Annotated in this window: 13 protein-coding genes; 7 read left to right on the top strand and 6 right to left on the bottom strand. The window is 73.0% G+C overall.

Annotated elements, in window-relative coordinates; all coding sequences use genetic code 11:
- Both ACSIH6_RS28195 and ACSIH6_RS28200 read right to left on the bottom strand, forming a co-directional pair.
- The coding region (locus ACSIH6_RS28195; RefSeq protein WP_435111368.1) for an ATP-binding protein at positions 1 to 1,398 on the bottom strand (1,398 nt) is incomplete at its 3' end.
- Positions 1,395 to 2,069 carry a response regulator gene (locus ACSIH6_RS28200; RefSeq protein ID WP_435111369.1) on the bottom strand — a complete coding sequence of 225 codons (675 nt, stop codon included), beginning with the start codon at positions 2,067 to 2,069 and terminating at the stop codon, positions 1,395 to 1,397. The genes ACSIH6_RS28200 and ACSIH6_RS28195, both read right to left, overlap by 4 nt.
- 113 nt (positions 2,070 to 2,182) lie before the next feature.
- Between ACSIH6_RS28200 and ACSIH6_RS28205 the strand changes: the two genes are divergently transcribed.
- The 6 genes from ACSIH6_RS28205 to ACSIH6_RS28230 all read left to right on the top strand — a co-directional run bounded on the left by ACSIH6_RS28205 (position 2,183) and on the right by ACSIH6_RS28230 (position 9,868).
- Positions 2,183 to 2,971, top strand: coding sequence for an SGNH/GDSL hydrolase family protein (locus tag ACSIH6_RS28205; protein ID WP_435111370.1), 789 nt, complete (start codon positions 2,183 to 2,185; stop codon positions 2,969 to 2,971).
- A 503-nt stretch (positions 2,972 to 3,474) separates the two neighbouring features.
- Complete coding sequence (locus ACSIH6_RS28210; RefSeq protein ID WP_435111371.1) at positions 3,475 to 5,163, top strand: pyridoxal phosphate-dependent decarboxylase family protein; 1,689 nt, start codon at positions 3,475 to 3,477, stop codon at positions 5,161 to 5,163.
- Entirely contained in the window at positions 5,160 to 6,653 is a 1,494-nt protein-coding gene (locus ACSIH6_RS28215) for a lysine N(6)-hydroxylase/L-ornithine N(5)-oxygenase family protein (protein ID WP_435111372.1), read from the top strand. Before ACSIH6_RS28210 ends, ACSIH6_RS28215 begins: the two co-directional genes overlap by 4 nt.
- Complete coding sequence (locus ACSIH6_RS28220; RefSeq protein WP_435111373.1) at positions 6,650 to 7,282, top strand: GNAT family N-acetyltransferase; 633 nt, start codon at positions 6,650 to 6,652, stop codon at positions 7,280 to 7,282. The genes ACSIH6_RS28215 and ACSIH6_RS28220 overlap by 4 nt, the downstream gene beginning before the upstream one ends.
- Positions 7,279 to 9,120 (top strand): IucA/IucC family protein, encoded by a 1,842-nt coding sequence (locus ACSIH6_RS28225; RefSeq protein ID WP_435111374.1) that lies wholly within the window; start codon positions 7,279 to 7,281, stop codon positions 9,118 to 9,120. Before ACSIH6_RS28220 ends, ACSIH6_RS28225 begins: the two co-directional genes overlap by 4 nt.
- A 208-nt stretch (positions 9,121 to 9,328) precedes the next feature.
- Positions 9,329 to 9,868 carry a hypothetical protein gene (locus ACSIH6_RS28230; RefSeq protein ID WP_435111375.1) on the top strand — a complete coding sequence of 180 codons (540 nt, stop codon included), beginning with the start codon at positions 9,329 to 9,331 and terminating at the stop codon, positions 9,866 to 9,868.
- 69 nt (positions 9,869 to 9,937) lie between these two features.
- Here ACSIH6_RS28230 and ACSIH6_RS28235 read toward each other — a convergent pair whose 3' ends face one another.
- The 3 genes from ACSIH6_RS28235 to ACSIH6_RS28245 all read right to left on the bottom strand — a co-directional run bounded on the left by ACSIH6_RS28235 (position 9,938) and on the right by ACSIH6_RS28245 (position 12,630).
- Complete coding sequence (locus ACSIH6_RS28235; RefSeq protein ID WP_435111376.1) at positions 9,938 to 10,564, bottom strand: TetR/AcrR family transcriptional regulator; 627 nt, start codon at positions 10,562 to 10,564, stop codon at positions 9,938 to 9,940.
- 15 nt (positions 10,565 to 10,579) lie between these two features.
- Positions 10,580 to 12,070 carry an MFS transporter gene (locus ACSIH6_RS28240; RefSeq protein ID WP_435111408.1) on the bottom strand — a complete coding sequence of 497 codons (1,491 nt, stop codon included), beginning with the start codon at positions 12,068 to 12,070 and terminating at the stop codon, positions 10,580 to 10,582.
- A 368-nt stretch (positions 12,071 to 12,438) separates the two neighbouring features.
- Positions 12,439 to 12,630, bottom strand: a complete 192-nt coding sequence (locus ACSIH6_RS28245; RefSeq protein ID WP_019610892.1) for a DUF2795 domain-containing protein — start codon at positions 12,628 to 12,630, stop codon at positions 12,439 to 12,441.
- 269 nt (positions 12,631 to 12,899) lie between these two features.
- Here ACSIH6_RS28245 and ACSIH6_RS28250 point away from each other — a divergent pair, with 269 nt between their 5' ends.
- Entirely contained in the window at positions 12,900 to 13,907 is a 1,008-nt protein-coding gene (locus ACSIH6_RS28250; RefSeq protein WP_435111377.1) for an NAD(P)/FAD-dependent oxidoreductase, read from the top strand.
- Between the two features lie 59 nt (positions 13,908 to 13,966).
- Here ACSIH6_RS28250 and ACSIH6_RS28255 read toward each other — a convergent pair whose 3' ends face one another.
- Positions 13,967 to 14,389 carry an ArsR/SmtB family transcription factor gene (locus tag ACSIH6_RS28255; RefSeq protein ID WP_435111378.1) on the bottom strand — a complete coding sequence of 141 codons (423 nt, stop codon included), beginning with the start codon at positions 14,387 to 14,389 and terminating at the stop codon, positions 13,967 to 13,969.
- Positions 14,390 to 14,422: the final 33 nt, after the last annotated feature.

Genomic DNA, 14,422 nt, shown 5'->3' on the forward strand with positions numbered 1-14,422 from the left:
TTCCCTGGGCAGTCGCAGCACGAACCGCGCGCCGCCACGGTCGGTGTTGTCCGCGGTGAGGTCACCGCCGTGCAGACGGGCGTTCTCCAGCGCGATCGCCAGCCCCAGCCCGCTGCCCGGAGTGCGGGTACGGGCGGCGTCGGCCTTGTAGAAGCGGTCGAACACGTGCGGCAACACGTGCTCGGGCACCCCCGCCCCGCCGTCGGTGACGGTGATCCACACCTGTGCGGGGGACGCGCGGACGCGCACGCGCACCGGCGGCGCGCCGTGCCGCAGCGCGTTGCCCACCAGGTTGGCCACGACCACGTCCAGTCTGCGCCGGTCCGCCCGCAGCAGCACACCGTCCGGCGCCGCCAGTTCGACCCGCTCCAGCCAGTCACGGACGCGCAGGGAGTCCCGCACCGCAGCGGCCGCGTCGACCTCCTCCACCCGCAGCGGGGCGGTTCCGGCGTCGAAGCGGGACACCTCCATCAGGTCCTCGACGAGCCGGACCAGCCGCTGGGTCTCGGTGATCGCCATCCGCGCGGACTCCCGGGCGTCCGGCTCCATCCCCTCGGTCGTGTCCGCCAGGACCTCCACCACCGCCGTCAGCGTGCTCAACGGGGTGCGCAGCTCGTGGGAGACGTCCGCGGCGAACCGCCGGGCGTCGGCCTGCATCCGCTCCATCTCCGCCATCGACGCCTGTACCGACGCGGCCATCCCGTTGACGGTCACGGTCAGCTCGGCCAGCTCGTCGGCGCCCTGGGGCGGGGAGCGCGCGTCCAGGTCACCGGCGGCCAGCCGGTCGGCGGTGTCGCGCAGCTCGCGCACCGGGCGCAGCACGCTGCCCGCGGCCAGCAGCGCCGCCAGCACGGCCAGCGGCAGGACCAGCGCGGCGGTGGTGATCGCGGACCTGGTGAGGCCGTCGATCTCCCGTTCCACGTCGGCGAGGTCGCGCACGGCGTACACCTCGATGCCGGAGGGGGTGCGCGTACCGTCGGGCGCGGTGATCATGACGGGGGTGCCGACCAGGAGCCAGGATCCGCCCTCGGCGCTGATCCGCTGGGTGACGAGCCGGTGCCGGGTACGCACGGCCGAGCGCAGCTCGTCGGTGACCAGGGCGGTGTCGGCGCCGTCCGCCGACCACAGGTCGTCGTAGACCACCAGCGTGTTCGCACCCACCACCGCGCGCAGCCGGTCGAGCGCCCCCTGGTCGGGCGGATAGGTCAGCTCCGGGGCGACCGCGCCGACCTGCCCGGCGATGGTCCCGGAGAGCTGGCGTTGGTAGGAGGTGACCAGCGCGGTGCTCGCCGACCCGGCGCTCGACCAGACCGCCGCCGCGGCCCCGAGCACGGTGACCAGCGCGAAAGCGACCAGCAGCCGGGCACGCAGGCCGCGCAGCCACAGCCGCCCGGTCATACCGGCCCGAACCGGTAGCCGAACCCGCGCACGGTCTGCACGTACTCGGGGGCGGCCGGATCGGCCTCGACCTTCGCCCGCAGCCGCTGCACGCAGTTGTCGACCAGCCGGGAGTCGCCGATGTAGCTCTGCTCCCACACCTCCTCCAGCAGTTGCTGGCGGCTGAACACCCGGCCGGGGGCACGTGACAGGGTCAGCAGCAGACGCAGCTCGGTCGGGGTGAGCCCCACCGGCTCGCCGCGCAGCGACACCATCAGCGACGCGGTGTCGATACGCAGGTCGCGGTGCACGCGCACCCCCTCGTGGGTTCCGGCGCCGCGCCGCAGCACCGCGCGGATCCGCGCGTCGAGCACGGTGGGCCGTGCCGGTTTGACCACGTAGTCGTCCGCGCCCGCCTCCAGGCCGCCGACGACGTCGAAGTCGTCGCCGCGCGCGGTGAGCATGATCACGGGCACCTCTCCGGCCCTGCGGATACGGCGGCACACCGTGAACCCGTCCACGTCCGGCAGCATCAGGTCGAGCACCACCAGGTCGGGGGCCGAGGCGTGGAACGCACGCAGCCCCTCCTCGCCGCCGTCCGCGGTGCGCACGTCGTGGCCGTGCCGGTGCAGCGCGAGTTCGAGCCCGCGCCGGACCAGGGGGTCGTCTTCGATGAGCAGGATCGCCGCCATCGCGCCAGTATGGGCCATGCCGGTCCGCCACGTCGGCGGCCGCGGTCCGTCTGCGACACAACCGCGACACGGCGGCGGCGGGACCGGGAAGCGGCGGCGGCACGATCGGGGCCATGATCACCAGACACCGACCCCTCCTCGCCCTGACCGGCCTGCTGGCCCTGCCGGTCGCCGCCTGCTCCGCCCCCTCAGCCGACACCGACGCCTCCGAGCACCCCGACACGGCCGACACGTCGGCGGCACCCGACACGTCGGCGTCGGAACTGTCCACGGTGCTCCTGCTCGGCGACTCGATCGCCCAGGGCCAGGCACAGCCCCTGGAGGCCGCCTTCGAGGCCGGTGGCGTCGACTTCCGGTCGCTGGCCTCCGCGGGCGGCGGGAACGTGGTCGGACCGACCTCCGAGGAGCGGTGGGAGACACTGCCCGACCAGATCGCCTCAGCCGAACCCGACGCGGTCATCTACCAGATCACCACCTACGACTGGGGCGGCGAACAGGAGCAGAGGGACGCCTACGAGCGACTGCTGACCACGGTGACCGAGGCCGACGCCAGGCTGGTCTTCGTCACCATGCCCCCGATCAAGCCCGACGACTTCTACGAGCCGCACATGGAGGAGCTGGACCGGGCGCCCGACGTCGCGCGGGCGGTCGTCGAGGACGCCCCGGAGCACGCCGTCGTGCTCGACGCCGGTGAGGTGTGGGGGGAGACCTACCAGCGCGAGCGCGAGGGTGTGGCGGACCGCAGCTCCGACGGCATCCACACCTGCCCGCAGGGGGCCGCCCGCTTCACGAGCTGGCTGCTCACCGAGCTCACGACGCTCTACCCCGACTTCTCCCCGCCCGCCGCCGACGAGTGGGCCAACACCGGCTGGTCCGCGAGCGAGCAGTTCACGGGCTGCTGACACCAGGACCGCCGAGGCGGCGCGACGGCGCGGTCCCGGGCCCCGTCCGGGCGCGCCGCCCCGTCGCGGGCCGGGCGTGGGGAGGACCGGGGCGCGGCGAGGACCGGAACGCGGGAAGGGAAGGGCCGGTCAGGACGCCGACCGCTCCCCCGGGCCGGGCGGGGCTGCCCAGACGTCGACCTCTCCCGAAGCGCCGCGAGAGTCCCGGGAGAGGACAAACGTCATTCCCACCGAAAACGCCCGACGCCTCGGGCGTTCGGTTTTCGCGAAGACCACACCACTCCGCTCCACCGGCGTTCCTGCTGGTCAGCGGACTTTGGTTACTCCAAGAAACCACCAGGGTCGCTGCTGTAACTCTCCTCACACTGTACGGACTCGAACACTTAGGCTAGCCTCCCCTTAGTTAGGACGCCCTACATAAGAGTGTTCGCGAAGTTCCTCACCCCATGCCCACATCCGGCTCGCGGATGCTGTCGGCATGCCCGTTTCCAGGAGGATGATCCATGAGCTCCCTCGCGCGGTCCGCACCGGGCCCGCTGCACGGGAACGCCGGTGCCCTCGGCACCAGGCCCGAGCCGACACCCCCTGCCGACCAGGACCCCGACGACCCCCGGACACAGCTGTTCGACGCCGGCAGCGCCGAACGCTACCGCGACCTGACCGGCGAGGCCGCAGGCCGGGTCGCCCGGCGGATCGCGGGGGTCGACCGGCCGCTCACCGGAGCCACGGCCGAGGACCTGCGCCCCCGGATCGACAAGGTCGACCTCGACCAGCCGCTCCACGACCCCACCGCGGCACTGGACGAACTCGAACGCGTCTACCTCGACGACGCCGTCTACTTCCACCACCCCCGCTACATGGGACACCTCAACTGCCCCGTGGTCCTGCCCGCCCTGCTCGGCGAGACCGTCCTGTCCGCCGTCAACTCCTCCCTCGACACCTGGGACCAGAGCGCCGGGGGCACCCTGATCGAACAGCGGCTCGTCGACTGGACGTGCGAGCGCATCGGCTTCGGCGAGACCGCGGACGGCGTCTTCACCAGCGGCGGCAGCCAGTCCAACCTCCAGGCCCTGCTCATGGCACGCGACGAGGCCCACCAACGCGCCAAGGCGGACGGCGGCCAGGACACGCGCCTGGCCGAACTCCTGCCCAGGATGCGCGTCCTGACCTCCGAGGCCGGACACTTCAGCGTCGCCAAGTCGGCCGCCCTCCTCGGACTGGGCTACGAATCCGTCATCACCGTGGCCTGCGACGACAGACGGCGCATGCGCCCCGACGCCCTCGCCGCCCAGCTGCGCGGATGCCGCGCCGAAGGGCTCCTGCCCATCGCCGTCGTCGCCACCGCCGGAACCACCGACTTCGGCAGCATCGACCCCCTGCCCCGCATCGCCGACCTGTGCGAACAGCGCGGCGTGTGGATGCACGTCGACGCCGCCTACGGCTGCGGCCTGCTGGTCTCGCGCCACCGCCACCTGCTGGAGGGCGTCGAACGCGCCGACTCGGTCACCGTGGACTTCCACAAGTCCTTCTTCCAGCCGGTCAGCTCCAGCGCGATCGTGGTCCGCGACCGCGCCGTCCTGCGCCACGTCACCTACCACGCCGACTACCTCAACTCGCGCTCGGACGGCAGCACCCCGCTGCTCTCCCCCAACCAGGTCGACAAGAGCCTCCAGACCACGCGCCGCTTCGACGCCCTCAAACTGTGGCTCACCCTGCGCGTCATGGGAGCCGACGGCGTGGGCGCCCTCTTCGACAGCGTGCTGGACCTGGCCGACACCGCCTGGACCCTGCTCGACGCCGACCCGCGCTTCACCGTGGTCACCCGGCCCAGTCTGAGCACCCTGGTCTTCCGCTGCGCCGCGCCCGGCACCGACCCCGACACCGCCGACGCCGCCAACCGGTACGCACGCGAGGCACTGCTCGCCTCGGGCCGCGCCTTCGTCGCACGCACCACGGTCGACGGCAGGCCCCACCTCAAACTCACCCTGCTCAACCCCAGGGCCACCCGGGAGGACGTCGCCGAGGTACTGGACCTGATCGCCGAACACGTCGACCGCTTCACCGCCGGACGCGGGTTCCACGACCACCCGGCCCCGCCCGACCAGCCCACCCCGGCCGTGGCCCACGCGGGCCACGCGGAGCCCGCGGCCCACGCAGCCCTGCCGACCACCGCCACCGGGAGGTCCCGTTGACCGCCAGCCCCCGCCCCGCCCCGGCCGCCGACCCCGACCGGATCCACGACTTCGCCGCCGTCGGCATCGGCCCCTTCAACCTCGGCCTGGCCTGCCTGACCGCGCCCATCCCCGGCCTGGACGGCCTCTTCCTCGACGAGAAACCCGAGTTCTCCTGGCACACCGGCATGCTCCTGGAGGAGGCCGAACTCCAGACCCCGTTCATGTCCGACCTGGTCACCCTCGCCGACCCCACCTCGCCCTTCTCCTTCCTCAACTACCTCAAGGAGTCCGGCAGGCTCTACCCCTTCTACATCCGCGAGCGCTTCTACCCCCTGCGCGCCGAGTACGACGACTACTGCCGCTGGGCGGCCCGGCGCCTCGGCGACGCCGTCCGCTTCGGCCAGCGCGTGGAGTCCGTGGAGTACGACCCCGACCAGTCCCTCTACCTGCTGCGCAGCACCGAGACCGCGACCGGCACCCGGCACACCCACCGCGCACGGCGCCTGGTGCTCGGCACCGGCACACCCCCCTACCTGCCCGAACCGTGCCGCGACCTGCCCGGCGACGCCGTGCACAGCTCCGGCTACCTGCCCGCCAGGCAGCGCCTCCGCGGCAAACAGAGCGTGACGGTCGTCGGCAGCGGACAGAGCGCCGCGGAGATCTTCCACGACCTGCTCCAGAACCTGGACGGCCACGGGTACCAGCTGAACTGGGTCACCCGCTCCCCGCGCTTCTTCCCGCTGGAGTACACCAAGCTCACCCTGGAGATGACCTCCCCCGAGTACGCCGACCACTTCCACGCGCTGCCCGGCCCCACCCGCGACCGGCTCGTGGCCTCACAGAAGAACCTGTACAAGGGCATCGACTCCGACCTCATCAACGCCATCTACGACCTGCTCTACGTCAAGAGCCGCCTCGGCCCGCCGCCCGTACGCCTGATGACCGGCACCGAGGTCACCGGCGCACGCCACGACGCGGCGCGCGGCGCGTACACCCTGGACCTGCGCAACACCGACCAGGGGCGCGACTTCACCCTCGACACCGAGGGCCTGGTGCTCGCCACCGGCTACCAGTACCGGATGCCGGACTTCCTGGAACCCATCGCCGACCGGCTGGCCTGGGACGACTCCGGGCGCTTCGCGGTGCGCCGCGACTACCGCGTCGACCGCGAGGCGCCCACCTCCGGGGAGGACGCGCCCGGCGCGGGAGGCTCCCCCGACGACGGCCGCGGACCGGAGTCCGCCCACGGCGCCGTCTTCGTGCAGAACGCCGAACTGCACACGCACGGCTTCGTCGCCCCCGACCTGGGCATGGGCGCCTACCGCAACTCCTGCATCCTGCGCGCGATGCTGGGCCGCGAGCCCTACGCCGTCGAACGCTCGATCGCCTTCCAGGAGTTCGGCGCACCCCAGCAGGGCACACCGGGCACCGGCGCGCGGGACGGGGGCGGCGCGGCGGAGGAGGCGGTCCCGGCCTCCGGCCCGGCGCGGAAGGCGGCGCGGAGATGAGAGGCCAGGCACCGGAGCAGGCCCCCGCAGCGGACCAGGCCCCCGCACCCGTCTTCACCCGCACCGACCCCGAACTCGGCGAGTTCCGCGTCCGGCCCGTGGACCCCGGCACCGACGTCCCCCTCCTACACCGCTGGCTCACCCACCCCAAGTCCCGTTTCTGGCTCATGTCCGAGGCCACCGAGGACGACGTCGCCCACGACTACCGCGCCATGGCCGCCTCCGAACACGAACACGCCTACGTCGGGGAGTGGCGCGGGTCCCCCCGCTTCCTGGTGGAGCGCTACGACCCCGGGCACAGCGAACTCGCCGCCCACTACCCCGTGCTCCCCGGCGACACCGGCATGCACTTCCTGGTGGCGCCCACGGACACGCCCGTACACGGCTTCTCCCGCGCCGTGATCACCACCGTCATGGAGCTGGTGTTCTCCGACCCCGCCACCGAACGCGTCGTCGTCGAACCGGACGTGCGCAACACCGCCGTCCACACGCTCAACGCCGCCATGGGGTTCCGGGTCCTCACCACCGTGACGCTCAGGGACAAGGACGCCCGCCTGAGCACCTGCACCCGCGCCCAGTTCCGCGCCACCGTCGCCGCGGCCCCGACCACAGGAGGCATCGCCAGATGACCGCGCCCGCCACCGGACCCGACACCCGCCAGCCCCACCTCCAGGACCCCCGCGACGCGGCCGCCCACCTGTCCCCCGGGACATGGGACCGCGCCAACCGGCTGCTCGTGCGCAAGGCCCTGGCCGAGTTCGCCCACGAGCGGCTGATCGGCCCCGAGCCCGGCCCCGACGGCCTGTTCTCGGTTACCAGCGACGACGGAACCGTCGAGTACCGGTTCGCGGCCCGCGTCATGGCCCTGGACCACTGGCGGATCGAGGCCGACAGCATCGTCCGCCGCGACCTGCGGCGCGACGGCGCGCGCCTGCCCCTGGACGCGCTCGACCTGGTCCTGGACCTGCGCAAGACGCTCGCGCTCGACGAGGACGTCCTACCCGTCTACCTGGAGGAGATCACCAGCACCCTGGCCAGCAGCGCCTACCGCATGTCGGGCGCGCAGCCGAGCGCCGCCGAGCTGGCGCGCGCCGGGTTCCAGGAGATCGAGGCGGGGATGACCGAGGGCCACCCGTGCTTCGTCGCCAACAACGGGCGCCTGGGCTTCGACGCCGCGGAGTACCGGGCCTACGCCCCCGAGGCCGCCGCCCCGGTGCGGCTGGTGTGGGTCGCCGCGCGGCGCGAGCGCACGACGTTCAGCTGCTCGGCCGACCTGGACCGCGAGGAACTGCTGCGGGGCGAACTCGGCGCCGAGACCCTGGCCGTCTTCGACGCGCAGCTGACCGGCATGGGCCTGGACCCCGGCGACTACCACCTGATCCCGGTCCATCCGTGGCAGTGGTGGAACCGGCTGGCGGTCACCTTCGCCGCCGACCTCGCCCGCCGCGACCTGGTGTGCCTGGGGCACGGTCCCGACGAGTACCGCGCGCAGCAGTCCATCCGGACCTTCTTCAACACCTCGGCGCCCGAGCGCCACTACGTCAAGACGGCGCTGTCGGTGCTGAACATGGGCTTCCTGCGCGGGCTCTCCGCCAAGTACATGGAGGCCACCCCCGCCATCAACGACTGGGTCGCCGCGCTCGTGGCCGACGACCCCGTCCTGCGCGGAACGCGCGTGGAGATCCTGCGCGAGCGGGCCGCGGTGGGCTACCGCACCACCCACTACGCGCAGGCCTCCACGGAGGGGTCGCCCTACCTGAAGATGACCGCCGCGCTGTGGCGCGAGAGCCCGGTGGGGCGGCTGCGGTCGGGCGAGCGGCTGGCCACGATGGCCTCGCTGCTGCACACCGACGCCCGGGGGAGGTCCCTCGCGGGAGAGCTCATCGCCGAGTCGGGCCTGGAGCCCGCGGACTGGCTGCGCCGCTACCTCGACGCCTACCTCGTCCCCCTGCTGCACTCCTTCTACTCCCACGACCTGGTGTTCATGCCGCACGGGGAGAACGTCATCCTCGTCCTGCGCGACGGGGTGCCCCAGCGGGTCCTGCTCAAGGACATCGCCGAGGAGATCGCGGTGATGAGCCCGGACGCCGAGCTGCCCGCCGAGGTCGAGCGCGTCCGCGCCGAGGTGCCCGAGGACATGCGGGTGCTGTCGCTGTTCACCGACGTCTTCGACTGCTTCCTGCGCTTCCTCAACGGCGTCCTCGCCGGTGAGGGCGTCCTGTCCGAGGCCGACTTCTGGCGCACCGTGGCCGCCTGCGTGGCCGACTACCAGGCGTCCGTCCCCCATCTGGCCGACCGTTTCGCGCGCGACGACCTGTTCGCGGAACGCTTCGCGCTCTCGTGCCTGAACCGGCTGCAACTGCGGAACAACCGTCAGATGGTCGACCTCCAGGATCCGTCCGGGGCCCTGCAACTGGTCGGCACGCTGGAGAACCCCATCGCCGGGTTCCGTCCCGCGCCCCGGTAGGCAGCGCGGTTCGGTGGACGCCGCATTCCGATGGGTGCTGGGATCCGGTGGGCCTCGCGGTCCGGTGTGTCCCGCGCACGTCACGTCCGTCCCGGGGGAAGGGGTCGCGAGCCCCCTCCCCCGGCGGTCCGCGCCGCCGGACCACCCGGGTGTCGTGGTGGCGCGGTACGTTCTTCGGGCCCGCAGACCGTACCGCCCAGGAGGCGACGTGGCCCACTACTCACCCGTGCCGGAGCTGAACCTGCTCAAGGAGCTGGAGGAGCGGGCCGCCGGTGACTTCGTCGCGGACGGCTTCGAGATGCTCGACTACGACGACCCCGAGCTGCTGTCCGGCTGGCCGGAGGATCCGGCGTTCCGGTCCCGCCTCGTCCCCTTCGCCCTGGCCAACGGCTCCGGCTCCGTCTACGCCCTGTGGCGCTGCGACGACCGCGAGGACCCCGCCGCCCTGCCCGTCGTCGTCCTCGGTGACGAGGGCGCTCTGGCGGTGGCGGCCGAGGACCCCTGCGGACTGGTCCTGCTCCTGGGGGCGGACTCCGAGATCGGCGCCGACCACGGCTACCCGCCCTACCTGCGCGGCGATCCCCAGGACGAGGACGGGCCCCGTCGCGCCCGGTACCGCGCCTGGCTCCGGGAGCACTTCGGACGCGGCCTGCCCACGGATTCCGAGGTCGCCGCCGTGCTGGACGGCGCGCAGGACCGCTACGGCGAGCGGTTCGCACGATGGACAAAACGCTATCTGGTCCCGTGATGTCCACATCACGTCACTCGTCTAGTCCGAAACGCCGCTCCTTTACGGCGTAGATTCACTTTTGTCCGTTTATGCCGGCGGGCCCGGGTTCCCGTCTGGAGCGTCCGGGTGGGGAACCGGTTCGTCCCGGTCCGGCCCCGGGTCCGGGCTCCGGTCCTGCTCAAGCGCGATGGCGCGGGCCAGGTGTTCGGCGACCTGTCGGCGCAGCGGGGGCGGGAGCGTGCCGCTGGACAGCGACTCGTACATCCACAGGCCGTCCGCGGCCAGACGCAGGACGAACAGCTCCATCTCCTCCGGCGTCATCGGCGCGGCGGACGGTTCGGACGTCCAGCGCCTCATGACCTCCTCCCAGGGGGCGCGCGTGGCCGGTTCGTTCGCGGTCTCCAGCAGGAGCAGCAGCTCGGCGCGCGTGGAGCTGTGCGCGGCCACCCGGGCGTAGGCCGCCAGGCGCTCGCGGGGCGTGGCCCGCTCCGCGCTCCTCCCGGCGGCCTCCGCCAGGTGGTCGTCCCACCCCTGGGCCAGGTGTTCGTGCAGGGCCTGGAGCAGGGCCTCGCGCGAGGGGAAGTGGTAGAGCAGCCCTCCCTTGGTCAGACCCGTCTCGGCCGCCACCGACTCGTAGGTCAGGGCCGTGACGCCGTCGCGCTGGACGACGCGGAAGGCCGCGTCCAGGATCTGTGTCCGGTTGCTCTTGCGCATGCTCTCCCCCCGGTGTCAGTGGTCCGCGTACGCCGACGAGGGCGTGCCGGGACCGTGGTGGCGCAGCAGCCGCCAGGTGAGGGCGGCACCGCACGCCAGGACCGCCGCGACCACGACCATGACCACCAGGTAGCCGGTGTCGAAGGCGGCGTGGGCCGCCCCGACCACCGCGCCGTCGTTCCCGGCCGAGGCCAGGGCGTCGGCCAGGCTCCTCCCGGCGGCGGCCGGGGCGCCCTGCGGCAGCTGGACGGCGGCCGCGTAGACGAACGTGACCAGGCTGCCCATCAGCGCCACCGCGGTCAGGTTGCCGAACTCGTAGGAGACCTCCTCCACCGAGGAGGCCATCCCGGCGCGGCTGGCGGGCGCGTTGCCGATGATCGCGGTGGAGGCCACCGACATCGCCGCCCCCAGTCCGGCACCGGTCAGCAGCAGCCCCGCGACGAGCCAGCCGATGCCCGCCTGGAAGCCCAGGACCGAGACGACCACACCCGCCACACCCGTGGCGAGTCCTCCGGCGATCAGGGGCAGCAGGCCGGTCCGGTGCAGGAACGCGCCGCCCAGCAGCGCGGTCGGCAGCGAACCCGCCGCCACGGCGGCCACCAGCAGCCCGGCCTCCAGCGGCGTGAAGCCCACGACCAGCTGGAAGCGCTGGGTGGTGACGAGCTGGATGCCGCCGATGGCGAACATCGAGAACGCCGCGGCCAGCACGCCGGAGGTGAAGGCGGGGTTGCGGAAGACCGCGAAGTCCAGCAGCGGGTCCTCCAGGCGGCGCTGGCGGCGCGTGAACAGGACGAAGGCCACCGCGGCGACGACCACGGCGACGGCGAAGAGCGGCCAGCGCGGCGGCGTGTGCGCCAGCTCCTTGATCGCCAGCACCGAGGCGACCAGCCCGGCCATGGCCTGGAGGGAGGAGAGCAGGTCCCAGCGCTTGTCGGGGTCGGGGACGTTGGGCGGCGCGATCAGCGCGGTCGCGACCAGCGCCGCGAGGACCACGGGCACGTTGAGGAGGAAGACCGACCCCCACCAGAAGAACTCCAGCAGGGCCCCGCCCACGATCGGTCCCAGCGCGCCGCCGACCACCGAGACGCTGCCCCAGACCGCGATGGCGATGTTGCGTTCGCGCTCGATGGGGAAGGCGATCCGGATCAGCGCCAGGGTGGCGGGCATCATCGCCGCCGCGCCCACCGCGAGCAGCGCACGCGAGGCGATGAGGATCCAGGCCGTGGGGGAGAACGCGGCGACCAGCGAGGCCAGACCGAAGACCACCAGTCCGACCACGAACATGCGCACGTGGCCGATCCGGTCGCCCAGCGTGCCGCTGCCCAGCAGCAGACCGGCCATGACCACCGGGTAGGCGTTGATGATCCACAGGCTCTGCGCGCCCGTCGCCCCCAGCTGCGCGGTCAGGGTCGGCAGGGCGGTGTACAGGATCGTGTTGTCCACGGTGACGAGCAGCAGTCCGGCCGCCACGGTCACCAGCAGCATCCACCGGCGTGTCGCCGTCATGGTCGCCGCGTGCGTCTGTTGTGAGCCCATGGGAAAAATGTACCTTACATCCGGTACAGTTTCGCGTCCGCTCCCCTGACGCGGGCGGGCCTCCTTCCCTTGCCACACAGTCGTTTGCGCGCACGCGCCGCGCGTCGTCCGGAGGTCGTCCGGTGGCCGGGACCCGTGAAACGACGCCGCGCGACCGCTCTGGAGAAGCCTCTGCACGAACGCTCCGGCAGGACCGCCGCGACCCGGTCCGCGACGCGCCGACGGTGGAGGGGGGTGGAGCATGGCGGGAGCGGTGGGGGCGGGCTCCTGGGGCTGCTGACGGGCCGTGGGGAGCCGCCCAGGTCGGCGGCTCCCCGTGCCCCGTTCGTCGGCCGCCGCTACTTGCCGAAGAGGGCCTTCTGCACGTCGTCGGGGCCGTCGAACCGGCTCGTACCGGCGTTGGAGAGCTTCTGGACCAGGTCGTCGCCCGCACCGTTGCCCTTCGCCAGCGACACCAGGTCGTCGCGGCTGGCGGGGTAGTCGGCTCCCTTGAGCGCCTTCTGTAGTTCGATGGGGTTGAGGTCGGCCATGGGTTTCTCCCGGTTTCGCGTGCTGGTGCAACGGACTCCCGTCGGCTACCCGGACGGCGCGCGCGAAATACCACCGGAGGGCAAAGAGGAGGCGTCCCGGGGCGGGGTCCGCGCCCGGGGGCCGCCCTCAGTGGCGGGGCCTGACGACAGGGAGGGACCGCCGGGCGGCGAGGAGGACCGGGCGGCTCCGGTACGGGTTCGCCGATGCGGGTTTTGCCGGAACGGCAAAGAAGTTTGTCAACGCTGCGCCGGGGTCGCATCGTGGCGGTATGAACGAGAACGAGTTGGTACGGGCATCCGGTGAGCCGTGGGACGTCGTGGTGGTCGGGGGCGGCGTGGCGGGCCTGTCGGCCGCGCTGACGCTGGCCCGGGTCCGCCGTTCGGTCCTGGTCGTCGACGCCGGGGAGCCGCGCAACGCCCCGGCCGCCGGTGCGCACGGCCTGCTGTCCCGGGACGGGATCCCGCCGCTGGAACTGCTCGGGCTGGGGCGCGAGGAGGTCGCCTCCTACGGCGGGCGGACCGTGTCCGGTCGCGTCGCGGGCGTGCGCCGGGAGGACGGGAACCTGGTGGTGGGCACCGAGGACGGGGGTCGCGCGGTGGCCCGGCGGCTGCTGTTGACCACGGGGCTGGTGGACGAACTGCCCGACGTCCCCGGCCTCGCGGAGCTGTGGGGGCGGGACGTGGTGCACTGCGTGTACTGCCACGGCTGGGAGGTGCGCGACACGGCCGTCGGCGTGCTGGGGACCGGCCCGGGGGCGTTCCACCAGGCGCTGATGTTCCGGCAGCTGTCGTCACGGGTGACGCTGTTCCTGCACACCGGCGCCGACCTGACCGACGAGCAGTGGGAGCGGCTGGCCGCGCTGGGCGTCGGGGTGGTCGACGGTAAGGTCGGCGGCTTGGAGGTCGACGGCCGGGACAGGCTGGCGGGCGTGCGCCTGGCCTCCGGGAAGGAGTTCGCGGTGGACACGCTGGCGGTGGCACCGCGCTTCGCGGCCCGCGCGGACTTCCTCGCCGACCTGGGGCTGGAGTTGACGGAGCACCCGACGGGGATGGGTGTGCAGTTGGCTGTCGAGGCGGGCGGGTTCACCGGCGTCGAGGGGGTGTGGGCGGCGGGCAACGTCGCCGACGTGATGGCGAACGTCCCGACCGCGGCCGCGTCGGGGACGCAGGCGGGGGCCGCGCTCAACGCGGACCTGATCGCCGCCGACGCGGGGGCCGCGGCGGCCGCGCGCGCAGCCCTCGGCGCCCCGGACGCGCGACGGCGCGTCGCGGGCTGAGCCCTTCCCGCGTGGCCTGGGACCGGTACCGCCTTCCCTCCGACCCCTCCGGCCCGGCCTCAGGACACCGCGCCGGAGGGGTTCCTCCCAGCCGTGGCTTCGGAGGGGACGTCATCGTCGGGCACGCTGACGGCGTCGCCCTCGGCGATGCGCGCGGCGCGTAGGACCGCCTCCAGGAGCCCGGGCATGCGTGCGCGGAGGTCCTCCTCGCGCAGACAGCTCATGCGCGAGGTGCCCTCGTAGTACTGGCGGATGACGCCCGCCTCGCGCAGCACGCGGAAGTGGTGGGTGGAGGTGGACTTGCTCACCGGCAGCTCGAAGGCGATGCAGGCCATGTCGTCGTGGCCCCGGGCCAGTTCGCGCACGATGCGCAGGCGCACGGGGTCGGCCAGGGCGTGCATGACCGTCTCCACCCGGATCTCCTCCGCGGGCGGGTGTTCCAGTTGCCGACCGCTTCCGGTCCTTCGTTCCCTGTCGGGCATGCCGTGACCTCCGCTGCCGTGCGCCGTGCGACT

This window comes from Nocardiopsis synnemataformans (assembly GCF_965343085.1).
GTDB lineage: Bacteria > Actinomycetota > Actinomycetes > Streptosporangiales > Streptosporangiaceae > Nocardiopsis > Nocardiopsis alborubida.